Raw genomic sequence first — 26,458 nt, 5'->3', positions numbered from 1 at the left:
ACAATGACAAAAGAAGATAAAGTATTAGTAATACAAGAATTAAAAGAGGTGCTTCAGGACGCGAAAGTGGTTTATGTTGCAAGTCTAGAAGGAATGAATGCTGCTGCGACTTCAGATTTTAGAAGACAAGCATTTAAACAAAATATCACCGTAAAAGTTGTAAAAAACACTTTACTACAAAAAGCATTAGAACAAATTGAAGGAGTAGATTACTCTGAAATGTTCTCAACTTTCAAAGGCAATTCAGCTTTAATGATTTCTGAAACAGCAAATGCTCCGGCAAAGTTGATTCAAGGATTCAGAAAAAAAGCAGAATTCCCAGCTTTGAAATCTGCTTATTTACAAGAAACATTCTATGTAGGTGATGAAAACTTAGCTGCTTTAGTAAGCATCAAGTCGAGAGAAGAAATGATTGGTGAAATCATCACATTGCTTCAATCTCCACTTAGAAATGTACTTTCTGCCCTTCAAAACAAAGATGAAGCTGCCGGTAAAGCGGAAGAAGCTGCGCCAGTTGCTGAAGAAGTTCAAGCAGAAGAAACCCCAGCTCCAGAAGCAAGCGCTGACGCTACCGATGCACCTGGTGCAGAGTAATTAGACTCAAAAAAAAATCAAATAAATCGTTCAACAATTAAAACATTATTAAAATGTCAGATTTAAAAAACTTAGCGGAAACGCTTGTAAACTTAACCGTTAAAGACGTAAATGAATTAGCGACTATCCTTAAGGATGAGTACGGAATCGAACCAGCTGCTGTAGCTGTAGCTGCCGTTGCAGGTGGTGGTGAAGCAGTAGAAGAAAAAACTGAATTCGATGTGATCTTGAAAGCTGCAGGTGCTTCAAAATTAGCAGTTGTGAAATTAGTTAAAGATTTAACTGGTGCAGGTCTTAAAGAAGCTAAAGATATGGTAGACGGAGCTCCGACTGCTATTAAAGAAGGAATCTCTAAAGACGAAGCTGAAGCGTTGAAAAAACAATTAGAAGAAGCTGGTGCAGAAGTAGAATTGAAATAATTCTCTTTTCATCTAAAGTAAAAAAAGACTTTCTCGCAAGAGAAGGTCTTTTTTTGTGCTCGTTTTTTTTCAGGAGTTTTCAAAAGAGGCTAATTTCTAACCAAATCTACAAGAAATACTAATTTCCAGTTTTGTACAATAATATTGCATTATAATTAAAAATAGTCTCTGGTTTCAGTTGAAGTAACCCCAAAAGAAAAATAAAAGAATATTCTTAACAATTTTTTGTCATTTTTTTCGTAGGTTCTGATATCCAAGTAAACTGAAAAAGATTGTAGTGTAGAAATAAGATTTTTACAGGTGCTTTAGATACTGCGCAATGTGTTTTTTAAAGCCTGCTTTTTAATTTAAAGACATACTGGTTCGGAGGAAAGAAATGAGTAAAAATTTATACTATTATATATCTAGTTTTTATGGAATACATTTGCCGCCGAAAAAGTAAGCTCATGCTGCTGTTTTCAACCAAGGTTCTCGCGAATAATCTTAATTTTCTTCTATTGATATTTCAATTTTATTTTACAACAACGCAAGGTGTGGCATCAAGAGCAAATATATAATGGATCAATGCTATACAAAGTTTCAAATTTGGCCATTGCGCCGGTTCGTCTTTTAAATCGTTTTTTAATGCTCTATTACCACTATTTCAGATCTAACAATTCAGATTATAAATAAAAACGTCAATTGAAGAATGAAAGGATTTTCAAATCAATTATAAAAATTATCATAGCAATGTCTGTGAAAAATCGGTGTCCTGTTCCTGTTTCTTTTCTGAGGAGTACAAATTATTAATGAACGATAATTTTATTTGGCATTGGACAATGCTAACTGAAGTTTTTACGGTAGATGTAATTTTGCCAAATAAAGAATGGTGTGAAATACAATGGATGGCGAATGAACCCAGGCCGATTAAACAAATTTAAATGACAGCAACAAGAAAATTCTAAAAATAAAATCATGTTTTAGTTTATTTTCTGTATTTTCTGTATTTTTTTATCTTTCTTTAAAATATAACTTGTTGATACGGTTATTACAATCTAATAGTTAAAAATAAATATTATATTTGCAATTCAAGTTCCACATAAAAATTGAAGAAAATAAATTCTATAATCTTTAATAGCTTCCCTGTTTTTCCAACGGTGAGGTTGTTGGTTTGTACGTTTTTTCTATTGCCTTTATTTGTATTGGCGACTGTAACCCCTACTGAAGATGAATTAGAACGCGCTCCACAATCGGAGTTAGCAGATGAAATTTTCCTATCAGAAGGTGCACTGCATGTTGGAAAAGAAAATGTTTACCATCCAGAAGTCTTGCTTGAAAATATTCCCAAAGTTAACGCGACTACGCAAATAGTACAAGAGCTGCCGCCAAAAGAAATTGAGGTAATCGTTGCGCAGAAAAAAGCACACGAAATAAAAGCAGTTAATAAAGCACCTAAGGTTACGTTAAGGTTAAATTTCTTCAAATCTTCAAGTGGAGATAGTACTTTTGATAACAAACGAGTTCAAGATATGAAGGCCGTTTTTTCTTCAAGAGATTTGTTCAAAAAAATGGCGATTATTAACCGACATGAAAATGAAATTCATAAAATTACAAGCCAATTCATAGAACAAGTTTTTTTCAGTTTTATATCTCAGGTACAATCTAGCAACTGTTATACAAAGTCCCTTCGTGGTCCTCCTTTGCTTTTGTCTTATTTCTAAATCTCTATCTTTCAGTAGTTCTATATTTTAAGTATTTTTCACTTATTTTATGGTTCGAAAGGTGTGCCCCATAGCGGGTATACGTCTTTATCTGCATTTTTTTAAATCAATATTTTTTGCAGATAGAAATTTTAATAAAATCAAAAATCACATTAATTAAAAAATGACAAAATTTCAATTCATTTCAAAACCTTTGAAAAACTATTTTATATGTGTTTTCGGGTTAATGTTTTTCAGTCCGTTTATCATGGCACAAACTGCAACTTTGGATGTTTCAGGTACAGATTTTTCTTTCTTGAACAGCAATAGAACAACCATTAGTGGAACTCCAACTACGTCAGGATCTGTTGTAAAATATGCGAATGTCGTAACAAAAAGTGGCGTTACGGTCTATGCCAAAGTAACCATGACTTTAGATGCCAATGTTACAATTAGCAACTATGATGATGATACCTCCAAACCTGGACAATTTCAGCCGATTATCAATACGACCGGTAGCGGAATAAAAGGAGCAACCTATAAAATGGAATTTTTTGATACGGCAACTGATTTTCCCATTTACTTGAGAAATTTTATTTTAACCGGGATGGATGTTGATGGCAATCCAGCTAACGGGGGTAATCCAGCATATACTGAACTTTATCGTCTTTCAAACCAAGAATACTCGGCATACAGACGTTCCGATGCAACGGCATTAACAACTTCGACTGTGGGTTCATTCTTTCAGATTTTAGGTTCCCCAACCTCAATTAATGGAACTGATTTTGACAACTCCAATTCCTTTTTAGCGGATTACAATTCCAGTAAAACTTCAATTACTTTTTTTATAGGAAATAGCAATGCTGCATCAGGAAGATTGGCAGCTATGAAATTAGGAACAGCAGGAGGTGCTTTCACCGTACCTACAACCACTACACCGAATCCAACAACGAAAGCGACAACAGACTTGCAGATATTGAAATCAGTAAATTCTAATGTGGCGCTTGCCAATACTAATGTTATATTTACCCTTGCTGCCACGAATTTAGGAACTGCAGCAGCTACAGGAGTTCAAGTAGGTGATCTATTGCCTTCTGGATATACTTTTGTAAGTGCTTCTGCACCTTCAGGAACTACTTATAATAATACGACAGGAGTTTGGACAATCGGAAATTTAGCAGTTAGTGCCTCTTTAAATTTACAAATTACCGCCACAGTAAAAACAACAGGTAATCTTACCAATGTAGCTATTATTACTGGTAATGAGATCGATTCCAATCTTACAAATAACACAGCCAGTGCAACAGTAACACTTGCAGATCCTTGTACATTTGGCGCAAGTACCGATGGCAACCCAACTCCAACCGATCGCGACGGAGATGGTGTAAATGATGTTTGTGATTTAGATAATGATAATGATGGGATTTTAGATGCTACTGAAATGTATTGTGACCAAACCAACGCGCCAAATGGTGCTTTTCCCGTTGCTACAACACCCACCACCATTCCTAGCTATACGAAACAGCTTTTGTTTTTCGATTGGAGCGGGGTTACTCTTAGCCCAACAAGTACTACTGCAACCAAAACTGTAGTCTTTAATGGAGTAACTTATACGGCTACCATCTCAAACTATACAAGTACTTCAACTGGTGCTGCTAATACTAAAACGATGGTTGGGAATGATGTAAATACTTGGGCAAACGGTCCCGCTTGGATGTTTTGGAGATATTATAATGTAAATACTACAACCTTTAAAGAGATCCTCTATACTCCAGACAATACTACTTCAACAAATACGATGGACATTGTAGTTACCGCGACAAAAGGTGGCGTAAGTTATCCAGTAGATTTAGTTGTTTTTGATCCGGAATCCACTAATGATAAAGTTGCATTAAATCCAACAAGGGGAGAAAGTGTATCGTATCAAACGAATACAAATAATTTTACCTTATTAGAAAAACTAGGAACTGGAACAATTACAACATCGAATATCACGGGTGGTGGAACTAATATAGTCACTTATTTGAATACGGAAACAAGTAGTGTAAATGCTTTATTTGTAACAACGGGTTACGCTCCTAAAGTTACCGCTACAACCAAAACTATAGACTCAAAACAAGGAGTAGGAATTGCAGTTCGTTTATTTTGTGATACCGATGGCGATGGGATTCCAAATTTTTTAGACACAGACAGCGACAATGATGGGTGCCCAGATGCAACAGAAGGAGCTAATCATTATACAACCACCGGAACATTACCAGGGGGAAGCAATGGCGGAAGCTCTGCTAATTTAGGTGTCACGGTAGATTCGAATGGGATTCCTACTGCTGCAGGAGCAGGACAAGCTACAACTACAGGAGTAAAAACTCCCGTAAGAATCAACACAGGAACCACTCCACCAGCAACAGTAACTGCGAATTCAGGAACTACTGTTACATTGACCTCCAACGCAACGGCAGAAAGTGCTACAACTTGGGCCACAACAACGCCATTCGCACCAAATTATACCACTCCAGGTAATGCAACAGCGGGTTTAACGTATTCTTGGACCAAAGATGGAGTAGCGGTTGTTAATGGAGCAGGGATTTCTGGCGCAACCACCGCTACACTTACTTTAACGGGTGTAACGGCTACAAGTGGCGGAACTTATGTGGTTACCATTAGACATGCTGGTAATTATTGTGGTGCTGCAAAATCTACCGTGCTAACTATTAATAGTGCTTGCTATGACGATCCAAATACCGGAGCAGGCGTCGCCACCAAACACGGTATCACTTTGTTGCAAAGAGCCGGCGCAGACAATGGCAACTGGCCAATGATCAGAACCTCTGCCCACACGGTTTTAGAATCCAACACCAAAGGATTTGTCATTACCAGAATGACCCCAACTCAAATTAGTGGCTTAACCGGTCAAGAAGGAATGATGGTTTATGATACCGTCAACAAATGTTTGAAAATATATTCAGATGGAGCTTGGAGTTGCTTTGAAACCCCAACTTGTCCATAAAAATTAGTATAATCAACTTCATCAATACCCTCTCATTAAAAGAGAGGGTTTGGGTGAGGAAAAAAATAAATAAAATGAAAAAAATAGTAGCAACCATATTACTAGCCATGATGTTTACAGCCAATGCGCAGGTCATCATCGGGAATGCCACAGGAACAGCAGCAGTAAAGACTTCTGTTTTACTAGAATTTGCTTTAGAGAACAAAGGCCTTATATTGCCCTATGTTCGTACGATTCCTACGGGCACGAAACTCTCGGAAGGCACCTTGCTTTTAGATGCCAGTGATCCCACCAAAGCGCGCGTAAAATATTATAACGGTACGTGGCAAGATTTGAGTGGACAAGATGCGAACTTAAATTCTCCGCTCGTTCTGGCGAACTTTGCAATAGAACAACCTTCAATGCTTAGCGAAATCGAAGGATCAAAAGCGATCATTGGATCTACAACAACTACCGCAGATGGTGTTTTGGTTTTAGAATCTACCACCAAAGCGATGGTTTTACCCACGGTTGCAGATGTACAAAACATCCCAAGTCCTTCGCCGGGAATGATGGTTTATGTCAACAAAACGGGCGCAAAACGCTTGGCTGTTTTCAATGGCAGCAAATGGAGTTTCTGGAAACCGTAACTTTAAGACTATTTGTCTTAAATAGTCACTTCGAAAGGAGTGGCTATTTTTTTACCCTATTTTTATGATTTTTCCCGCAGATGCTCAATTTCATTTTCCGGAGTAATGATTGTAGGGTTTTCTTTAAGATAACTATTTTAAAAAAAACAGATTACGGTTCAAAATCAGTGTGTTATTTGTAATAACCGAATTAAATTCTTACCTTTGCACTCAATTTTGGCGCATATAATTGTTTACTTGACTTTAAAATATTGACTATCAACTCTTTCAATTTTTGAAAGAGGATTTTCTGTTTTAATAATCACCCAAACAAAAATTTCTGCCAAAGTTACAGTGAAAATATTTTGCACTACGTCGTGAAAAGATATACCGATGTTGCAGTTAGGTTTTAGATAAAAGACTGATAGATAATAGATCAGAGACTTTTAATAAGAATTATTCAGATAACTGCGCCAAAGTTTTCTATATCGTTTTCTTATTGAGTTCGTCTGCAATCATAAATCTTTTCGTCTTCAATTTAAACCTGATATTTTGAAAAACAAAATATTTTTTAACCCTCATTCTTTAATTTTTTTATGAGTAAATCTAAAGCAGTCGCTAAAACTCAGGCCAATCAAAGAATCAATTTTTCTGAAGCAAAAGGAAAAATTGTTACCCCTGACTTTTTGGACATTCAGATCCAATCTTTCAAAGAATTTTTCCAGTTGGATACCCTTCCGGAGCAGAGACTCAAAGAATCTTTGTACAAAACCTTTGAAGAGAATTTCCCAATTACCGATTCTAGAAACAATTTCGTTTTAGAATTTTTAGATTATTTGGTGGATTCCCCACGATACTCGATCGACGAGTGTGTAGAAAGAGGTTTAACCTATTCGGTCCCTCTTAAAGCCAGACTTAAATTGTATTGTACCGACCCGGAACACGAAGATTTCCAAACGGTAGTACAAGATGTTTATTTAGGACCAGTTCCTTACATGACGCCATCTGGGTCATTTATTATTAATGGTGCTGAACGTGTGATCGTAACACAGTTACACCGTTCGCCAGGGGTTTTCTTTGGTCAAACATACCACGCCAACGGAACCAAATTGTACTATTCCCGTATTATTCCTTTTAAAGGGTCTTGGATGGAATTTACAACCGACATTAATAATGTAATGTTTGCCTATATCGATCGTAAGAAAAAATTACCTTTAACTACTTTGTTAAGAGCAATTGGTTACGAATCTGATAAAGACATTTTACAAATTTTCGACCTTGCCGAAGAAATTAAAGTTTCTAAAGCAGCCTTGAAAAAAGTAGAAGGAAGAGTTCTTGCAGCGAGAGTATTGAACACTTGGTTCGAAGATTTCGTAGATGAAGATACCGGTGAAGTAGTTTCTATTGAAAGAAATGAAATCATCTTGGATAGAGAAACGGTTCTTGAAAAAGAACACGTAGAAATGATTATGGATTCTGGCGTGAAATCAATTTTGATTCACAAAGAAAATTCTCATGAATTCTCCATCATTCAAAACACTTTACAAAAAGATCCAACCAATTCTGAAAAAGAAGCGGTTGAATATATTTATCGTCAGTTGCGTAATGCAGATCCGCCCGATGAAGAAACTGCACGTGGAATTATCGAAAAATTATTCTTCAGTGAGCAACGTTATTCATTAGGAGAAGTTGGTCGTTACCGATTGAACAAAAAATTAGGATTAAATATTCCTGAGAAAACTGAAGTTTTAACCAAAGATGATATCATTGCGATCGTAAGACACTTGATTCAATTGGTAAACTCTAAAACTGAAGTAGATGATATTGATCACTTATCAAACAGACGTATTAAGACTGTTGGTGAGCAATTATCAGGACAGTTCGGTGTAGGTCTTTCGAGAATTGCCAGAACGATCCGCGAGAGAATGAACGTTAGAGATAACGAGATCTTTACGCCGATTGACTTGGTTAACGCGAAAACTTTAACCTCTGTGATCAACTCGTTCTTCGGAACCAACCAGTTGTCTCAGTTCATGGACCAAACCAATCCACTCTCAGAAATTACGCACAAGCGTAGACTTTCTGCCCTAGGACCTGGTGGTTTATCAAGAGAGAGAGCCGGATTTGAGGTGCGTGACGTTCACCATACACACTACGGAAGGATTTGCCCGATCGAAACCCCAGAGGGACCAAACATTGGTTTGATTTCGTCATTAGGAATTTATGCAAAAATCAATACTTTAGGTTTCATTGAAACGCCATACAGAAAAGTAGAGAACGGTAAAGTTGATTTGAAAGGCAATCAAGTGTACTTAAATGCTGAGGATGAAGAGGATCGAGTAATTGCACAGGCAAATATCGATATGAAAGATGACGGAACAATTCTTACAGATAGAGTTATTGCTCGTCTGGATGGTGATTATCCAGTGGTAGAACCTAAACAAGTTGATTTAATCGACGTGGCACCAAACCAGATTTCTGGTATTTCTGCTTCATTAATTCCATTCTTGGAGCATGATGATGCGAATAGAGCCTTGATGGGATCCAATATGATGCGTCAGGCAGTTCCATTGTTGAAGCCAGAAGCACCAATCGTTGGTACCGGTTTAGAAAAACAGGTGGCAACCGACTCCAGAGTTTTAATTAATGCTGAAGGCTCAGGTACGGTAGAATATGTAGATGCTGACAAGATTATCATTAATTATGATAGAACTGATGATCAAAATCTAGTTTCATTTGATTCAGGAACCAAGTCGTATAAATTGACCAAATTCCGTAAAACCAACCAGAGTACGACCATTACTTTGAGACCAAACGTAAGAGTTGGTGACAAAGTTGAAAAAGGGCAGGTTCTGTGTGATGGTTATGCAACTGAAAATGGGGAATTGGCCATCGGCAGGAACCTTACCGTAGCATTTATGCCATGGAAAGGATACAACTTTGAGGATGCAATTGTAATTAATGAAAAAGTAGTTCGTGAGGACTGGTTTACGTCAATCCACGTGGATGAATATACGCTGGAAGTTCGTGATACCAAATTAGGTATGGAAGAATTAACAGCAGATATTCCTAACGTTTCTGAAGAAGCGACCAAAGACTTAGACGAAAACGGTATGATTAGAATCGGTGCTGATGTGAAGCCTGGTGATATCATGATCGGAAAAATTACTCCAAAAGGCGAATCTGATCCAACACCGGAAGAGAAATTATTAAGAGCAATCTTCGGTGATAAAGCTGGAGATGTAAAAGATGCTTCGTTAAAAGCAGATTCTTCTTTAAGAGGAGTTGTTATTAACAAGAAGTTATTCTCGAGAAATATTAAAGACAAAAAGAAAAGATCCGAAGAAAAGTTGAAACTGGAGGAAATCGAAAACACGTACAAAGCGAAATTCGATGACTTAAGAGGAACACTTCTTGAAAAATTAGGAACTTTGGTAAACGGTAAAACTTCTCAGGGAGTGAATAACGATTTAGCTGAAGAGATTATCGGAAAAGGCGTGAAGTTTACAACCAAACTTCTTCAATCTGTTGAAGATTATGTAAACGTAAGCGGTGCTGACTGGACTGTTGATGCTGAACGTAATGAATTGGTTAAACAATTAATTCACAATTACAAGATCAAATACAACGACTTGAACGGTGTTAAAAACCGTGAGAAATTTGCAATCTCTATTGGAGACGAACTTCCTGCAGGTATCATCAAATTAGCGAAAGTTTATGTTGCTAAAAAACGTAAACTGAACGTTGGTGATAAAATGGCGGGACGACACGGTAACAAAGGGATTGTATCAAGAATCGTACGTGAAGAAGACATGCCGTTCCTAGAAGACGGAACACCAGTAGATATCGTATTGAATCCATTGGGTGTACCTTCTCGTATGAACATCGGGCAGATTTACGAAACCGTTTTAGGTTGGGCTGGACAAAAATTAGGGTTGAAATTCGCAACTCCAATTTTCGATGGGGCAAGTTTAGAGCAAATTACAGAATATACCGAGCAAGCAGGTTTACCAAAATATGGTAGTACTTACTTATATGACGGTGGAACAGGTGAAAGATTCGCACAACCCGCAACGGTTGGAATTATTTACATGTTGAAACTAGGTCACATGGTAGATGACAAAATGCACGCACGTTCGATTGGACCTTACTCATTAATTACGCAACAGCCATTAGGTGGTAAAGCGCAGTTTGGTGGACAAAGATTCGGTGAGATGGAGGTTTGGGCATTGGAAGCATTTGGTGCTTCAAATATCCTAAGAGAAATCTTGACGGTGAAGTCAGATGACGTGATTGGTAGAGCAAAAACATATGAAGCGATTGCAAAAGGAGAAGCAATGCCTGAACCAGGTATTCCAGAATCCTTCAACGTATTACTTCATGAGTTGCAAGGTCTTGGTCTTGATGTAAGACTGGAAGAATAGAATAGAGACTCTTAGACTTGAGATTAGAGAATTAATTGTCTCTACTCTCCGCTCTCTCAATCTTTTAATCTAAATTTTAAAAAATGTCAAACAAAAATAAAACAAGTAATTTTACTAAAATTACCATTGGACTTTCTTCGCCAGAATCTATTTTACAGGATTCAAGAGGTGAGGTTTTAAAGCCCGAAACAATTAACTACCGTACGCATAAGCCGGAAAGAGATGGTCTTTTCTGTGAAAAAATATTCGGTCCTGTAAAAGATTACGAATGTGCCTGTGGAAAATACAAAAGAATCCGCTACAAAGGAATCGTTTGTGACCGTTGTGGTGTAGAGGTTACCGAGAAAAAAGTACGTAGAGAAAGAATTGGGCATATTGGCTTGGTCGTTCCTGTGGCTCATATCTGGTACTTCCGTTCTTTGCCGAATAAAATCGGTTATCTTTTAGGATTACCGTCTAAGAAATTAGACATGATTATCTATTATGAAAGATATGTGGTTATTCAACAAGGTATTGCGAAAAGAGCAGACGGTGCTGATTTCGATGATAAAGAATTCTTAACCGAAGAAGAGTATCTGGATATTCTAGAAACGCTGCCGGCAGATAATCAATATCTTGATGATGCTGATCCAAATAAATTCATCGCCAAAATGGGTGCTGAAGCAGTGGAGCAGTTATTAAGCAGAATTGATCTTGATACTTTATCATTCGACTTGCGTCACAAAGCGCATAACGAATCTTCTAAACAAAGAAGAACAGAAGCCTTGAAAAGACTAAACGTGGTAGAAGCAATCAGAGGTGCAAATACCCGTATGGTTAACCGTCCCGAATGGATGATTATGAGAGTGCTTCCTGTAATCCCGCCAGAGTTGAGACCTTTGGTTCCATTGGATGGTGGTCGTTTTGCGACTTCAGATTTAAATGATCTTTACCGAAGAGTAATCATTAGAAATAATCGTTTGAAGAGACTTTTGGAAATCAAAGCTCCGGAAGTGATCCTTCGCAACGAAAAAAGAATGTTGCAGGAATCTGTAGATTCATTATTTGATAACACCAGAAAATCCTCAGCAGTTAAGTCGGAATCAAACAGACCATTGAAATCACTTTCTGATTCATTGAAAGGTAAGCAAGGTCGTTTCCGTCAAAACTTACTAGGAAAACGTGTGGATTATTCTGCCCGGTCCGTAATCGTCGTAGGCCCAAACTTGAAACTACACGAATGTGGAATTCCTAAAGATATGGCTGCGGAACTTTACAAACCGTTCATCATTAGAAAACTGATCGAAAGAGGAATTGTAAAAACCGTAAAATCTGCAAAAAGAATCATTGATAGAAAAGAGCCAGTTGTTTATGACATCTTGGAAGGAATCATCAAAGGTCACCCGGTTCTTTTGAACAGAGCACCTACTTTGCACAGACTTGGTATTCAAGCTTTCCAACCGAAAATGATCGAAGGAAAAGCAATCCAACTTCACCCATTGTGTACGACAGCATTTAATGCCGATTTCGATGGTGACCAGATGGCAGTGCATTTGCCATTAGGTCCTGAAGCAATTTTAGAAGCACAACTTCTAATGTTAGGTTCCCAGAATATCTTGAACCCTGCAAATGGTTCTCCGATTACAGTACCTTCTCAGGATATGGTTTTGGGTCTCTATTATATGACCAAAGAATTATCATCAACAGATGAAATGAAAGTATTAGGTGAAGGCCTGGCTTTCTATTCAGCAGAAGAAGTTGAAATAGCATATGCAGAAGGAAAAGTTTCCTTGAATGCAAAAATAAGATGTAGAGTTCCTGTAAAAGAAGAAGGTGAATTAGTAACCCGATTGGTAGAAACAACTACTGGTAGAGTACTATTCAACCAAATTGTTCCCGAAGGAGTAGGATTTGTAAACGAACTTTTAACCAAGAAATCATTGAGAAATGTTATTGGTAGAATTTTAGCGGATACAGACTTCCCAACGACCGTAGACTTCTTAGATGATATGAAAGACCTAGGGTATTCTCACGCATTCCGTGGCGGATTATCCTTTAGTTTAGGTGATATTGTAATTCCTGTAGAGAAGAAAGGTATGATTTCAACTGCGGTAGAAACCGTTGATGAAATTAAGGCCAACTATAACATGGGTCTTATTACCGATACAGAAAGATATAATCAGGTGATTGATGTTTGGACGAATACCAACGCAGGATTAACCGAGATGATTATGAGCAGAATGAAAACCGATCAAGGTGGATTCAACTCTGTTTATATGATGCTTGATTCTGGTGCAAGGGGTTCCAAAGAACAGATTCGTCAGCTTTCAGGAATGAGAGGTTTGATGGCAAAACCACAAAAAGCCGGTTCATCTGGCGCAGAGATTATTGAAAACCCGATTGTTGCAAACTTTAAAGAAGGTTTATCCATCTTAGAGTACTTTATCTCTACTCACGGGGCTCGTAAAGGTCTTGCAGATACCGCACTAAAAACTGCCGATGCTGGTTACTTGACCAGAAGATTAGTAGATGTAGCGCAGGATGTAATCATTACCGAAAACGACTGTGGAACATTAAGAGGAACTGAAATTACACCACTTAAGAAAAATGATGAAATCGTAGAACGTATTTCTGAAAGAGTATTAGGTAGAGTTTCCTTACATAATGTGTACGATCCAGAAACCGACGAAGTAATCGTGGAAGCTGATCAATTGATCAATGAAGCCTACGCGAAGAAAATCGAAGAAGCTGGAATCGATAGCGTAGAAGTTCGTTCACCTTTAACTTGTGAAGCGAAAAAAGGAATCTGTGCAGCTTGTTACGGTCGTAACTTAGCCACTGGTAAACCTATTCATATGGGTGAAGCAGTAGGAGTTATTGCCGCGCAATCCATCGGTGAGCCAGGAACTCAATTAACATTGAGAACCTTCCACCAAGGGGGAACTGCAGGGAATATTTCTGAGAATTCATCGATTGTTGCAAGACGTGATGGTATCGTAGAAATGGATGAAATTAGAACCGTAACTTCTGAAAACGAAGCTGGTAAAAAAGCCGAAATCGTAGTTTCCCGTTCAACTGAATTCCGTTTGGTAGCAGACAATGCAGCAAGAACACCATTAATGGTGGCGAATATTCCTTACGGATCTGAATTGGCTGTTAAACCAGGTGATAAAGTAAGCAAAGGAGATCTAATCTGTAAGTGGGATCCGTATAATGCGGTAATCATCGCTGAATCTGCAGGTAAGATCGAGTATGAAGATATTATCCAAGGGGTTTCATTCTCACTAGAGATTGATGAGCAGACTGGTTTCGAAGAGAAAGTAATTTCTGAATCTAGAAACAAGAAAGCCGTACCAACCTTGAAAGTTGTGGATTCTAAAGGAGTGGAGCAAAAAGCCTACAACTTACCAGTAGGAGCACACATCATGGTAAACGATGGTGAGAAAATTAAGTCTGGTAAAGTAATGATCAAGATCCCAAGAAAATCTGCAAAATCTGGAGATATTACAGGGGGTCTACCGAGAGTTACCGAATTGTTCGAAGCAAGAAATCCTTCAAACCCAGCGGTAGTTACAGAAATCGATGGAGTGGTATCGTACGGTAAAATCAAAAGAGGGAACCGTGAGTTGATCGTAGAAGCAAAAACTGGAGAAATCACTAAATATTTAGTGAAACTATCCAACCAGATTTTGGTTCAGGAAAATGACTTCGTAAGAGCTGGCTCACCATTATCAAATGGATCTACGACTCCAGATGACATCTTGAAAATTAAAGGACCAACTGCCGTACAGGAATATTTGGTCAATGAAATTCAGGAAGTATATCGTCTGCAAGGGGTGAAGATCGATGACAAACACTTCGAAATTATTGTTCGTCAGATGATGACCAAAGTTTCAATCGTAGATGGTGGAGATACTCAATTCTTAGAAGGAGCGTTAGAGCACAAAGGAGATTTCTTAGTAGAAAACAATAGAGTGTTCGGTCTTAAAGTAGTGGTAGAAGCTGGAGATTCCAAAGAATTCAAACCAGGGCAAATGATTACGACCAAAGATCTAAGAGACGAAAATTCTAAACTGAAACGGGAAGACTTGGCCTTAGTAGAAGTTCGTGACGCACTTCCTGCAACTGCAACACCAGTATTGCAAGGGATTACCAGAGCAGCGCTACAAACCAAATCATTCATGTCTGCAGCCTCTTTCCAGGAAACGACGAAAGTATTAAACGAAGCAGCAGTTTCAGGAAAAGTAGATTACTTGAGCGGTCTGAAAGAAAACGTAATTGTAGGACACAGAATTCCTGCAGGAACGGGTCTGAAAGATTATCAAAACATCATCGTGGGTTCTAAAAAAGAATTCGAAGACATTAATTAGTAATTATAGATTTTAGATTACAGATTTTAAATTAATAAATTCTGTAGTCTAAGGTCTTTTGTAATTTAAAATCTAAAATTTATAATTTAAAATTCATTCAAAAATGGACAACAACCAAAATCAAAATCAAGATCCAAACAACATCAACATTCAATTAAGCGAAATGGTTGCCGGAGGAGTTTACTGTAACTTAGCTTTAGTAAATCATTCCCCTTCAGAATTCGTAGTAGATTTTATCCAAATGATGCCAGGAGTTCAGCAAGCGAATGTAAGATCAAGAGTAATTCTTGCGCCACTTCACGCCAAAAGAGTAATGGCAGCTTTGCAACAAAACATCACCAATTACGAACAACAATTCGGAGAAATCAAAGAAGTTGAACCTTTCGTATTAGGACAAAACAACGTACAGGCTTAATTAGCACCGCGTTTTTTCAATCAGAAATCCCGATTCATTCACTTGAGTCGGGATTTCTATTTGGGCGCCTTTTCCGTCCTCCATTCCCGCTTTTTTGTTCCGCTGCGCTGCACAAAAAGAGCTCCATTCAGGCCGGGGCGCAGGGTAATACGAAATTTAGGTCTTGTTCACCCAAAACAAAGACAAGCTGACCTTCCACACTTTTCGACGCTCGCTTCGCTCGCGCCACACTAAACCACCCAGAAATACCAACTAAAAGTTTAAAAAACCTTTAGAAATTCCTATCTTCCTCAAAAATATTATTGTTTTAGCAATGCGAAAATTAATCCCTTTATTTAGCTTTCTGTTTTTTGGCAATTACATTGTTCCAGCGTCCTCACAAAAAGCCTCGCCAACCAACCAACTCCTTCTCAAAGTAAAAATAATTGGCATTAAAGACGGCGACACTGTTGAGGTTTTATATTACCAGTTGCCCATGACCCTGCGCTTAGAACATATCGATGCGCCGGAAAAAAAGCAGGCCTTTGGTACTGTTTCCAAACAAAAACTTGCCGCGCTCGCTTTTGGAAAAACGGTCACAATCATTAGCAATGGAAAAAAAGGATCTTACGATTCTCGCGGAAGGATGATTGCAGAAATATTTTTAGAAAATAAAGTCTGCCTCAATAAAGAAATGCTAAAATCTGGTTTAGCCTGGCATTATAAAAGATATTCTAGCAGCATCGAGTATGCACAATTAGAAAATAGTGCCCGCAAAAATAAAATCGGACTCTGGGCAGATAAAAATCCAGTGGCGCCTTGGGATTTTAGAAAATAGTTTATTGATCGATGAATCGAACTCGAATTTTTTATCTTCCAACTTTCTCAAGCTTTTAGGTAATAAAGAACTTAAATTCTTTGCGCCATTTGTGGTTTTAAAAAAATAGCCCTTAAATTTGTAAAAAATAAATCAATGTTTCAGATCAAATCGTTTACATTTAATCCCTTTTCACAGAATACCTATATCGTTTATAATGACGACAAAGACGCTTACATCATCGATCCCGGAAATTTCACTGACGAAGAAACCAATGTTTTAGAACAATTTATTGCTGACAATGATTTAAAAGTTAAGAATATACTATTGACCCACGCACACATCGATCACGTTTTAGGGTTGCAGAAGGCCTATGACAAATACCAAGTTCCCGTGGTAATGCATCCACTTGAACAGGAAATGTTGGACCGAAATCCAATGGATGCCAATCGATTCGGCTTTTTCTTCAAACCATTTGTAGGAAAAATTTCTTATGTAAAAGAAACTGAAATTCTCAGGTTGGGAAAAGATGAATTTAAAATTATTCACGTTCCCGGCCATTCACCTGGAAGCATTGCTTTTCATAATGAAAAGCAAAAATTCATGATTTCTGGAGATGTTTTGTTTGAAGGAAGCATAGGCAGAACCGATTTGTACAAGGGAAGTCATGAAGAACTCATCAGCAATATCAAGTCAAAACTTTTTGTTCTGGACCAAGATACCAAAGTCTATAACGGTCACGGTAATCCGACTACGATTGGATATGAGAAAAATTACAGTCCCTTTTTTTAAAGTAAAAAGGTAAAAGTAAAAAGAGCCAAGTAATGCGTATACTTGGCTCTTTTTACTTTTTACTTGGCTCTTATTATTACTTCCATTTGATATTACAACCCATACTTGGTTTCTGAATTTCTTCCTGTGGTGCGCCAGCCAATAGATTTTCGAAGGCGATAATTAAATCTTCACCTGTGATTTCTTTTTGATTTCCCGGTCTGGAGTCATCCATTTGTCCGCGGTAAATTAAATCTAATTTGTCATCAAAAAAGAAAAAATCGGGCGTACAAGCTGCCTCGTAGGCTTTTGCAATCGCTTGACTTTCATCATATAAATAAGGAAAATCAAATTTTCTCTCTACCTGAAATTCAACCATTTTTTCTGGGGAATCTGCAGGATATTTTTCAACATCATTGGCATTAATGGCGATAAATTCGATACCCTGTTCCTGATAATCTTCGTACAGTTCAGTTAACTTATCAACCACATGAAGTACAAACGGACAGTGGTTACACATGAAAAAAACGAGGGTTCCTTTTTCACCTTTTAGATCTTCTAAGGATTGCATTTCATTGCTTTGGGACGGATTCGGTAGTTCAAAGAAAGGAGCTTTAGTTCCGAGGTCGATCATATTGGAAGGAGTATTTGCCATTGTTTTATTTTTTGATATTTAAAGTATGAAGCAAAGATAACGATTCTTGCACCGAATTTTCAAAATTTACCCAGTTGATGTTTTCTTCTTTTCGATACCAGGTCAATTGCCGTTTTGCAAATCTTCGCGAATTTTTTTTAATTTCTTCCAAAGCAAAATCCAAAGGCCAGATTCTCCCAAAATATTTGAAGAGTTCGGAATAACCGACGGTTTGTAAAGCTAGATTATTTTTAAAAGGAATTAATGATTCTGCCTCGTTTAATAAACCGTTTTCTACCATCAGATCTACGCGTTGATTAATTCTTTCGTAAATAGTTTCACGTGGTGCTTGCAGTCCAATCCTGATCACCTCAAAATCCCGCTGATTCATTTGTGGTGCAATATTTTTGCTGTAGGTTTTCCCAGTTTGCCAGATAATATCAATGGCGCGAAATAATCTCCTCGGATTGTCTCTGTCTACTTTATCAAAGTATTCTGGATCTAATTCCTTCAAAATATGTTGAAGTTTTTCAATGCCGTCTTCTTCTAAAATCTGCTCCAGTTTATGTTGGTTTTCTTCGTTGGCTTCGGGTAAATCGTGAAGTCCTCCGATGACCGCTTTTTCGTACATCATGCTTCCGCCCACCAAAACCACGATATCATGTTTCTGAAAAAGTTCCTCGATTTTTTCTATCGCGTCTTTCTCGAATTGTCCGATGGAATAATAATCTTCTACCGAAAGATGTTGAATGAAATGGTGCGGAACTTCTGCCAACTCTTCTTTTGATGGGGTAGCAGTCCCGATATTCATTTCTTTGAAAAATTGCCGAGAATCACAGGAAATAATTTCGGTCTCGAAATGTTTTGCAATTTCGATGGCGAGTTTTGTTTTGCCAATTCCTGTAGTTCCGATAATGGAGATGAGTTTTTTCACGCTGCAAATTTCCTTATTTTTTTTGAATAAAAAGGGTTAAAGTTTCCGCTTTAAGATTTCACAGATCCCAAGCATTGCAAATTTTAATAATTTAAAGGGAATTGAATTTGATATTAAAATCGACACGGGAATTTTTAATCTAAAGCCAGACCTGTTTTTTAAGAAGCGATAATCCTGGTATTCCAAAAAAAACCGCTCCTTTTTGGGAACGGTCTTCATTTTTTATGGATTAAGAGATAATCTCGGCTTCTTCGATTGTAGGACCATCGTACTTTTTTGAAGCTTCCCAAGCGACAAACTTTTCGGCTTCTTTTACCAAAAGTGGAATCGCAAAGGCGAGCAGTGCAAAATCATCCAATACACCGATGATAGGAATCATATCCGGGATAATATCAATGGGTGAAACCAGATAAAGCAAAACCAAACCGGGTACAAGTACGTTTTTTAACTGAGGTTTGTAACCGCCTTTTTTGGTTGCCGACTTGATCATCCGGATAATGACAGGAATTTTTGAGATAAATCCTTTATGCTTAAATGCTTCTTTTGCCAACTGAATTTTTGATGCTTTCATTGTGTATTTTAATTTTTTATAACGAACAATTAGTCACAAAATTCATACCATCAATTCGTAATTTTAGTTAAATTACTGCGTGACATTGTCGATAAATGAATTGGTTGACTTAGAATTCCAGTCTTTGGTTCCCTCTTCTTTTAAGAGAATTCTACCGTTTTTATCGAGTAGAAAAGTGGTGGGAAATACTTTTGGCAAAACATTTTTGGTGATCGGGCTTTCTGCAATATAAACAGGTGCGGTGTAATTATTTTTCTTCATAAATGCAATCACATCTTCTTCTTTATCCTGCATGGCAATTAGTACGAAATCGATTTTATCTTTTCGTCCCAAATATAATTGCTCGATGGTTGGCCACTCTTCCCGACATGGCGGACACCAAGTTCCCCAAAAATTAAGCAAAATGAGTTTGTTCCCTTTTAAACTTTTCAGATTGGTGTTGGGTACATTAATTCCTTTGAGTTGTATATCATAATCTTCATCGTTTAGCGTGATGGCGTTTTCAATCGCTGCAATGGGAAAAAAAAGATCTTTCAATTTTAATTTTACCGATGGGAAGAGATAAAGTACGGTTAAAAATGCCGCAACCAGAATGAAAAATGCGTTCTTTTTCAGGAATTTCATTATTGTATTGTATTAAAAATTGGTCTAATGTTTTTTAACCGCAAACCAGCCTGTCGCCACGCAGGTTTGCGATTTAACATTTAAAATTATTTACAGTAACGATATGATTTCTTCAATCGCATCTTTACCACGATTTTTTGCGTAATACACCTGTAAATCATTGTAAAATTCCTCTCTTGGATAGGTGTCTGGATTTTCTTTAAATTTTTTCAAAAGATCATTTCCGAATTGTGGTCGTGGTCCCCAATCTGCTTTTACCGAAAAATCTTCATTAAAAATAATCACCTTCGGAATAGACTGCGTTCCATTGGTTTGAAATTGATCGATGAGCGAAAGGTCGCTGTCTCGCAAGAAAACGGCCACCTCAATGCCCGCTGCAGCAAAAAATTTAGAAACGGCAGGTACAGTTGCACTTGCATCGCCACACCAAGGTTCTGAAATAATTAATATCTTACCGTTAAAGTTTTTAGCTTCAAATTTCTGCATTTGGTCTGCATCAACTTTATAAGTTTTAATAGTCCGGTTAAGTCGCTGTAATCCAAGTTCATAATATTCCTGATGCTCATCGTTTGAATCAGGATTGTTGTGGAATCGCTCTTCTGCGATTTTCATATAGGCGTCGAAAGTAATAGCGTTTTGCCAGTAATTTTTATTGGCTTCGGTGTTGTTAATGTTTTGATGTTCGAGAATCATTGTTTTCATTCTTTTTTTTATTTTTCACAAATTTCATTATAAAACTTGGATTATTAGGTGATCAAAATCACATTCAGAAAATTTTAAATAACAGGGATTTAAACGTCCTCGCTGTACTTTCGGAGTTTGTTAATCAGGTATAAATCAGCCAATACAAAAGCGGCTAAATTCTCCACAATAGGAACAGCGCGTGGTAAAACACAAGGGTCGTGGCGACCTTTCCCTTGAACGATAATAGGATTTCCATCGTCATCAAAACTGTCTTGCGGACGTAAAATCGTGGCGACAGGTTTGAAAGCAAGTCGAAAATAAACATCCATCCCATTGGAGATCCCACCTTGAATTCCGCCCGAAAGATTGGTTTTAGTCGTGAAATCTTCATTGAATAAATCGTTGTGGTCTTTTCCGGTCATTTTTGCGCCACAAAATCCACTGCCATACTCAAATCCTTTGCAGGCATTGATGTTCAGCATGGCTTTGGCTAATTCGGCCTGAAGTTTTCCGAAAACAGGTTCCCCAAGACCGATAGGTAAGTTTTTAATCACGCAGGTAATGGTGCCGCCGATGGTGTTCCCTTCTTTTTTAATTTCCTTGATTTTGGAAATCATTTTTTCGGCAGTTTCCAGATCTGGACAACGGACGTCATTGGAATCAATTTTGGAAAAGTCTAAATCTTGATATGGTTTTTCGCAGAAAATTTCTCCGACTGAAGAAACGTATGCACTGATTTCTACGTTGGTGGGTAGAAGCTGTTTTGCCATACTTCCGGCCACGACCCAGTTCACGGTTTCGCGGGCAGAAGATTTTCCACCCCCACGGTAATCACGGATTCCGAATTTTTGGTCATAGGTAAAATCGGCATGGCTTGGCCGATAGGCTTTTGCAATATGATCGTAATCTTTAGATTTTTGATTTTCGTTTTCAATCATAAAACCAATCGGAGTTCCCGTAGTTTTTCCCTCAAAAATTCCCGAAAAAAACTTCACGGTGTCGCTTTCTTTTCGTTGGGTTACAATCGAGCTTTGACCAGGTTTTCGGCGATCCAATTGATGTTGAACTTCTTCTAAATTTATGGGTAAGCCGGCAGGAAAACTGTTGATAATGCCGCCGTAAGCCTCACCATGACTTTCGCCGAAGGTAGAGAGCGTAAGAAAATTTCCTAAATTGAACATGATACAAAGTTAGGGGTATTTTATTAATTTATTGAGTTCATTAATTAATAATTATTTAAGTGAAAAATCTTTTAGAATTACTTGAATTTTCTCTTTTTCTGCCGTGGTTATTTTCCGCCAGATGAAACCTTTTTTTAAAGTTTTACCTTTTAGTTGGGGAAAAATTCCCGCATCTAAATCCTCTTGAATAAATTGGGGTGAAATCGCCGGAATCGGAGTGTCGAAACTGAAAATATAACCATCAACTACATTGAATTTTAAATTGCCGATTTGGTGCGTTTTGTGCTTTTTATAGACAAAAGAGGCGGGTCTTAGCAATTGAGTCTTGTCAAAGCCTGTCATGAAATTGCCCAATTTAAAACTTGGCAGGTGTGTTTGAACCAAATTTGGGAACGATAGAAAAGCTGCGAAAAAAATTGATAAAGTGCTGAAAAGGAGGAGCGAAAAGTTTTTGGTTATATTATGATAAAAGAGAACAAATATAATCACAAAAAAAACATCGAAAAAGAAGCGGTATTGGGCAGAGAACAGTAAGATTAATATGCTTTTTAGGAGTATTGAAAAAAGCAAGATCCAAATTATTTTTGAATTTTTTACAACCGCAAAGACAATGAAGATTGCCAGACTACCAATGAATAGAAGATGGATTTTACCTTTGATTCCCTCCAAAAAAAACCAGTTTTTTAGATAGTCAATTCTGGAAAACTGTTGGATTTCTTCATACGAATATTGCATGTCGTAGGTTTTCATAATCGCAACTTTGGAAGAATTAAAAAGCAAGTCCGCATTTGGTCTCCAGGAAAACCCAAGATCAATTAATTGGACGGGAAATATTGGGAAGCCGAAAGTCCAGATGTTTTTAAAAACAAAAAGCAGGAACAGTAAAATTCCCGGAATAAAGAATTTATAATTGTTTTTGAGCACTACAAAACCATAAAGAGAAACCAAAATCGGCAGCCAAATCATCGTGGGTTTTACCGCAACTACAAATACTGAAACTGCAAAAATAAAGGGTAGATTTCTGGTCGAATTAAAAACTTCATTTAAGACAATCAACGAAAAAACGATTGCTGGCAAATCAGCAGACGGCGATTGGGTGAAGAGAAACAGGACGGGAAAAAATGCCAAATGAATCCATGTTTTCTGCTCTAAGACATAAATTAAATACGTAATAAGTACCAACACATTCAGCCTTAGAAAAGGATCAGAAAAATTTGAAAATCCAGCTTGAAAAATATGCCAGAGGGAATTTTGACCCAAGAGCAAGTCCAGATTAGAAATTCCCTGGACCAAGCCGATTTCCGAAAGCCATTTTATTGTGGGTACATAATAGCCGAAATGGTCTAATATAAAAGGATAATAAGAGCCAAAGAATATTATCAAAAGTGAAATGCTCAGAAATGCAATAGAATTTTGACTAACAAAATTCCAAAATTCCAAATTAATTTTAAAGTAGAAAAAGGCGGTTGTTCCAATTAGTAAAGTACCTATTTCTACGTAAATATTAAGTGGAATGAAAAAAGCGAGGCCTGTGAAGATAACGCTTACCAAGAAAATACCGCTCAAAATTTGAACCGCAATTTTTTGGGAATAGCCTCCGGAAATTTTCGTGAGCGTGGCTCCTAAACCTGCTAAAGTTGGGAGCAACAAAATTAGCATCAATACGATATAAAGCATAAAAAAAGATTGCTTAAAAATAAGCAATCTTTTTAAACTATAAAAAGTGATTTTTTAATTTTTTGGTTGCACCCGACCATCTTTTCTGTCGCCAGCTCTACCGATGGTATAACCGGTTGCTCCACCCACAACGCCACCAACTACTGCACCTACGCCACGGTTTTTCTTATTGATAATTGCACCTGCAGCGGCACCACCTACGGTCCCAATAATGGTGCCTTTTGCGGCTTTACTCATGCCTTGTTTTTGGGTAGTTCCTTGAGAAGCGCCAGTATTTGAGCCAGAAGAGGCGACCTGTCTTGGGGTATTATTCACGTAAACAGTTTTGGTTTCTCTGATCACTTGAGGTCTGGGTGCTGCAGCTACCGCTTGTTTCGCTTCTGTAATACTATCCATTTTCTTTTGAGTTTCATATGCCATTTTTTCTTTTTCAATGGCTAGCTTCTGTTGCTCAATCTCGAGTTGTCTTTGTTGGAACTCAATTTTTTGTTGGTCTAAAGATTTTTCAGCGATTGCATTGTCTTTTGTACAAGCGGTCAAAGTAAGTGCAGCTATGGCTCCTACTAAGAATAAATTTTTAAAGATAAAATTCTTTGGTGTTTCTTGAGATATGATGTGAGTTGCTTTCATAACGATAAATTTTAGTACGGTTTAATAAATAGATTACTAAATAATCCTCCAACTGTACTACTGCCAAAAACGAAACCAATCTAGTGTTAATGATTTGTTAAATAAATTTTAATATATCTAAAGCGCTGATATGTAGATTTTTAGTTGATTGTTCGAGATGGGTAAAATCGTATTGTTTTTAAGTAAGCTTATATCCTTTAAAATTTAACTCAGGAGTTACAATCGTTATATTTTTTCAAGCGGTATATATGACATATCGCTGAAAATTTTTGATTTACAATACTACTGTACCTTCTGCGGTACTCCTATTTGAGCTATTTTATTTAACTGATGCGTTAACCAGATCAATGTACTTTAAATTTAGATAGACTCTAAATTACCGTCGGAAAATCTCAATGGTATCTACTTTTAACTTTGCTTTCAGCCATTGTCGTAGTGTTTCCTGTTTTTCTCTGGTAATAGGTTTCTCACTTTGATACAAACCGATTGGGATGACCTTCGTAGAATCTGTATTCGAAAAAATTTCTTGCTTACCGATGGAAATTGAAGTGAGTTCCGGAAAAATCGAAGACGCTTCTTTATAGAGATTTTCGGTTTGAAAGGTATAGCGTTCTAATTTTGCATTAAGGTCTGAAATCAGTGCTCTCCGCGCATTATCAACTTCATTGTTGGCAATGTTTTTCGTAGAGGCTTCTGCTAGAAATGCACTGTCTTGCCTGATAATTAATTGGGTGTTCGGCAAGCCCAAACCTACTAATTTTTTATTTTCGTCGGCAATTTGTTTTGCAGTAAATTTCTTATTTAAAAAAGCCAATTCGATGGTTCGCAAACTGGTCGGAGAATTGTAATTTGTTTTCTGGTAAACAATCGTACTTCCTTTTGATTCAAATTCTTGCTGGACGTACAATTTAACTTTTTCCTGAAATCGCTGTTGCTGAATAAACTGATAGGCGAAAAAAACACTCGGCACAATCATCAAAACTGTGATGATGGTTATCCAGTTTCGTACTGTTTTTTCACGTTTTTCATCTACAAAACCTGCGGCTGGGTATTTTAGCAATTTTACAATCAGGTAGGTTGCTATGCAAATGAAAACACAGTTGATGGTATAAAGAAACAATGCTCCACCAAAATAAGCTAAATTTCCTGTTGCCAAGCCATAACCTGCCGTGCAGAGTGGTGGCATTAGCGCCGTGGCAATCGCAACACCGGGAATTGGATTTCCTTTTTCTACTCTGGTTACCGCAATTACACCGACCAAACCACCGAAAAACGCGATGAGGACATCAAAAATATTCGGGGCTGTTCTGGCAAGAATTTCGGATTGGGCATCCTTAAAAGGCGTTAATAAGAAATAAATAAAGGATACAATCAAACCGACTAAGGTTGATATCAACAGGTTTTTTAAGGACTTTCGTAAAAGGGTAAAATCAAACATGGCCAAGGCGAACCCAGCACCTACAATCGGTGCCATTAAGGGCGAAATAAGCATCGCACCAATCACTACCGCTGTGGAATTCACATTCAAACCGACCGATGCAATCATGATGGCACACGCCAAAATCCAGACATTTGCCCCAGAAAAGGAGATGCTGCTTTGAATATTCGCCAACACTTTGTCTTTCTCTTCTTCCCCGATCTGAAGATTAAAATAATTCTTCATTATTCAATATTAGTAAGTTCACAAATGTAAAGAATAAATGCAAGATATAACATAGTCCGAAAATTTCTTTGCTGGGCACAAATGTTCTCCATTTTGTTGCCTTACAAAGAAAAACCCTAAAAATCTTATGAACAGATTAATAGGGTTTTAGAGGTTCCTAGCGGATTCGAACCGCTGTAGATGGTGTTGCAGACCACTGCCTAACCACTCGGCCAAAGAACCATTTGGGTTTGCAAATATAGGACTTTTTATTTTTCAGAAAAAATAAAATTAAAGTTTTTCTTTTACACCCAAACTTTCAAGGTCATTCTGCATATTTCGGGCGAGTTCATATGCTTTTAATTTAACCACTCGTGTATCCGACCAGTTGTCGTGCCATCCATTATTGCCGAAAAAAGAAAGTTGGTCAAATGGTACCGCACGAGAAAAATTTCTTTTTAATAAATCATCAGTGGTCAGCGCACTGCCATCGATTTTTACCACTTTTGTACCGGTGATTAATTTTCCCAAACTGCGTCCGTTACTTATTTTTTCTGTTACAAACATAATGAACGCATACATCAAAAGTGTTCCTATTCGATCGATTAAGGGGTCTAAATTTGCAATTTCATCCGCAGATTCCTCTATATCGGCGCCAGTAATCAAGTATTTTACCACCACAAATACCAAAATGAGAAACCACATCACAAGGAGTGTAAAACCGAAATCAATAATGTAGTTGAGAAAACGGTATCCTTTATCTGCTTTGTTTCGCTCAACCACTTGTAAAACTCTAGCCATATTTACTTGTTTATTTAT

At 37.5% G+C, this 26,458-nt stretch carries 20 protein-coding genes and 1 tRNA gene; 10 read left to right on the top strand and 11 right to left on the bottom strand.

The genetic code is table 11. The features are described from left to right. Nucleotides 1-3: 3 nt before the first annotated feature. The 10 genes from rplJ to QWY78_RS12075 all read left to right on the top strand — a co-directional run bounded on the left by rplJ (nucleotide 4) and on the right by QWY78_RS12075 (nucleotide 17,083). Nucleotides 4-594, top strand: coding sequence for a 50S ribosomal protein L10 (rplJ, locus tag QWY78_RS12120; protein ID WP_290220171.1), 591 nt, complete (start codon nucleotides 4-6; stop codon nucleotides 592-594). Nucleotides 595-647: 53 nt separating this feature from the next. Then, on the top strand, nucleotides 648-1,013 hold the full coding sequence (rplL, locus tag QWY78_RS12115) for a 50S ribosomal protein L7/L12 (RefSeq protein WP_290220169.1): 366 nt from the start codon (nucleotides 648-650) through the stop codon (nucleotides 1,011-1,013). 1,085 nt (nucleotides 1,014-2,098) lie between these two features. Further along, entirely contained in the window at nucleotides 2,099-2,713 is a 615-nt protein-coding gene (locus tag QWY78_RS12110) for a hypothetical protein (RefSeq protein ID WP_290220166.1), read from the top strand. A gap of 163 nt (nucleotides 2,714-2,876) precedes the next feature. Continuing rightward, the gene (locus QWY78_RS12105) at nucleotides 2,877-5,699 is read left to right on the top strand and encodes a hypothetical protein (RefSeq protein WP_290220164.1); all 2,823 of its coding nucleotides are present in this window, start codon (nucleotides 2,877-2,879) and stop codon (nucleotides 5,697-5,699) included. Between the two features lie 74 nt (nucleotides 5,700-5,773). Then, nucleotides 5,774-6,328 (top strand): phage tail-like protein, encoded by a 555-nt coding sequence (locus QWY78_RS12100; RefSeq protein WP_290220162.1) that lies wholly within the window; start codon nucleotides 5,774-5,776, stop codon nucleotides 6,326-6,328. 575 nt (nucleotides 6,329-6,903) lie between these two features. Further along, entirely contained in the window at nucleotides 6,904-10,731 is a 3,828-nt protein-coding gene (gene rpoB, locus QWY78_RS12095) for a DNA-directed RNA polymerase subunit beta (protein WP_290220159.1), read from the top strand. An 83-nt stretch (nucleotides 10,732-10,814) separates the two neighbouring features. Further along, nucleotides 10,815-15,080 carry a DNA-directed RNA polymerase subunit beta' gene (gene rpoC / locus QWY78_RS12090; RefSeq protein ID WP_290220158.1) on the top strand — a complete coding sequence of 1,422 codons (4,266 nt, stop codon included), beginning with the start codon at nucleotides 10,815-10,817 and terminating at the stop codon, nucleotides 15,078-15,080. Between the two features lie 103 nt (nucleotides 15,081-15,183). Beyond that, the gene (locus tag QWY78_RS12085) at nucleotides 15,184-15,495 is read left to right on the top strand and encodes a DUF3467 domain-containing protein (RefSeq protein ID WP_193810855.1); all 312 of its coding nucleotides are present in this window, start codon (nucleotides 15,184-15,186) and stop codon (nucleotides 15,493-15,495) included. Nucleotides 15,496-15,808: 313 nt separating this feature from the next. After that, on the top strand, nucleotides 15,809-16,312 hold the full coding sequence (locus tag QWY78_RS12080; protein WP_290220153.1) for a thermonuclease family protein: 504 nt from the start codon (nucleotides 15,809-15,811) through the stop codon (nucleotides 16,310-16,312). A 135-nt stretch (nucleotides 16,313-16,447) separates the two neighbouring features. Beyond that, nucleotides 16,448-17,083, top strand: coding sequence for an MBL fold metallo-hydrolase (locus tag QWY78_RS12075; protein WP_290220151.1), 636 nt, complete (start codon nucleotides 16,448-16,450; stop codon nucleotides 17,081-17,083). Between the two features lie 76 nt (nucleotides 17,084-17,159). Here the strand turns inward: QWY78_RS12075 and QWY78_RS12070 are convergent, their stop codons facing one another. The 11 genes from QWY78_RS12070 to QWY78_RS12020 form a co-directional block, all read right to left on the bottom strand. Then, the gene (locus QWY78_RS12070; protein ID WP_290220149.1) at nucleotides 17,160-17,717 is read right to left on the bottom strand and encodes a thioredoxin family protein; all 558 of its coding nucleotides are present in this window, start codon (nucleotides 17,715-17,717) and stop codon (nucleotides 17,160-17,162) included. A gap of 4 nt (nucleotides 17,718-17,721) precedes the next feature. Next, nucleotides 17,722-18,630 carry a tRNA (adenosine(37)-N6)-dimethylallyltransferase MiaA gene (miaA, locus tag QWY78_RS12065; protein WP_290220146.1) on the bottom strand — a complete coding sequence of 303 codons (909 nt, stop codon included), beginning with the start codon at nucleotides 18,628-18,630 and terminating at the stop codon, nucleotides 17,722-17,724. 229 nt (nucleotides 18,631-18,859) lie between these two features. Next, nucleotides 18,860-19,201: a DUF1232 domain-containing protein gene (locus QWY78_RS12060; RefSeq protein WP_290220144.1), complete on the bottom strand. Its 342-nt coding sequence runs from the start codon at nucleotides 19,199-19,201 to the stop codon at nucleotides 18,860-18,862. 72 nt (nucleotides 19,202-19,273) lie between these two features. After that, the gene (locus QWY78_RS12055) at nucleotides 19,274-19,825 is read right to left on the bottom strand and encodes a TlpA family protein disulfide reductase (RefSeq protein ID WP_290220142.1); all 552 of its coding nucleotides are present in this window, start codon (nucleotides 19,823-19,825) and stop codon (nucleotides 19,274-19,276) included. Nucleotides 19,826-19,915: 90 nt separating this feature from the next. Continuing rightward, on the bottom strand, nucleotides 19,916-20,527 hold the full coding sequence (locus QWY78_RS12050) for a thioredoxin family protein (RefSeq protein ID WP_290220139.1): 612 nt from the start codon (nucleotides 20,525-20,527) through the stop codon (nucleotides 19,916-19,918). Nucleotides 20,528-20,616: 89 nt separating this feature from the next. Continuing rightward, nucleotides 20,617-21,690: a chorismate synthase gene (aroC, locus tag QWY78_RS12045; RefSeq protein WP_290220137.1), complete on the bottom strand. Its 1,074-nt coding sequence runs from the start codon at nucleotides 21,688-21,690 to the stop codon at nucleotides 20,617-20,619. A 51-nt stretch (nucleotides 21,691-21,741) separates the two neighbouring features. Beyond that, complete coding sequence (locus QWY78_RS12040) at nucleotides 21,742-23,367, bottom strand: LIC_10190 family membrane protein (protein ID WP_290220136.1); 1,626 nt, start codon at nucleotides 23,365-23,367, stop codon at nucleotides 21,742-21,744. A gap of 54 nt (nucleotides 23,368-23,421) precedes the next feature. Further along, complete coding sequence (locus tag QWY78_RS12035) at nucleotides 23,422-23,997, bottom strand: YMGG-like glycine zipper-containing protein (protein WP_290220134.1); 576 nt, start codon at nucleotides 23,995-23,997, stop codon at nucleotides 23,422-23,424. A gap of 376 nt (nucleotides 23,998-24,373) precedes the next feature. Next, entirely contained in the window at nucleotides 24,374-25,660 is a 1,287-nt protein-coding gene (locus QWY78_RS12030) for a DUF389 domain-containing protein (protein ID WP_290220132.1), read from the bottom strand. 151 nt (nucleotides 25,661-25,811) lie between these two features. Beyond that, nucleotides 25,812-25,882 (bottom strand) — tRNA-Cys (locus QWY78_RS12025). A 48-nt stretch (nucleotides 25,883-25,930) separates the two neighbouring features. After that, nucleotides 25,931-26,440 (bottom strand): RDD family protein, encoded by a 510-nt coding sequence (locus QWY78_RS12020; RefSeq protein ID WP_290220130.1) that lies wholly within the window; start codon nucleotides 26,438-26,440, stop codon nucleotides 25,931-25,933. Nucleotides 26,441-26,458: the final 18 nt, after the last annotated feature.

This window comes from Kaistella yonginensis, assembly GCF_030409525.1.
Taxonomy (GTDB): Bacteria; Bacteroidota; Bacteroidia; order Flavobacteriales; family Weeksellaceae; genus Kaistella; species Kaistella yonginensis.
This window is presented reverse-complemented; position numbering and strand designations above follow the sequence as displayed.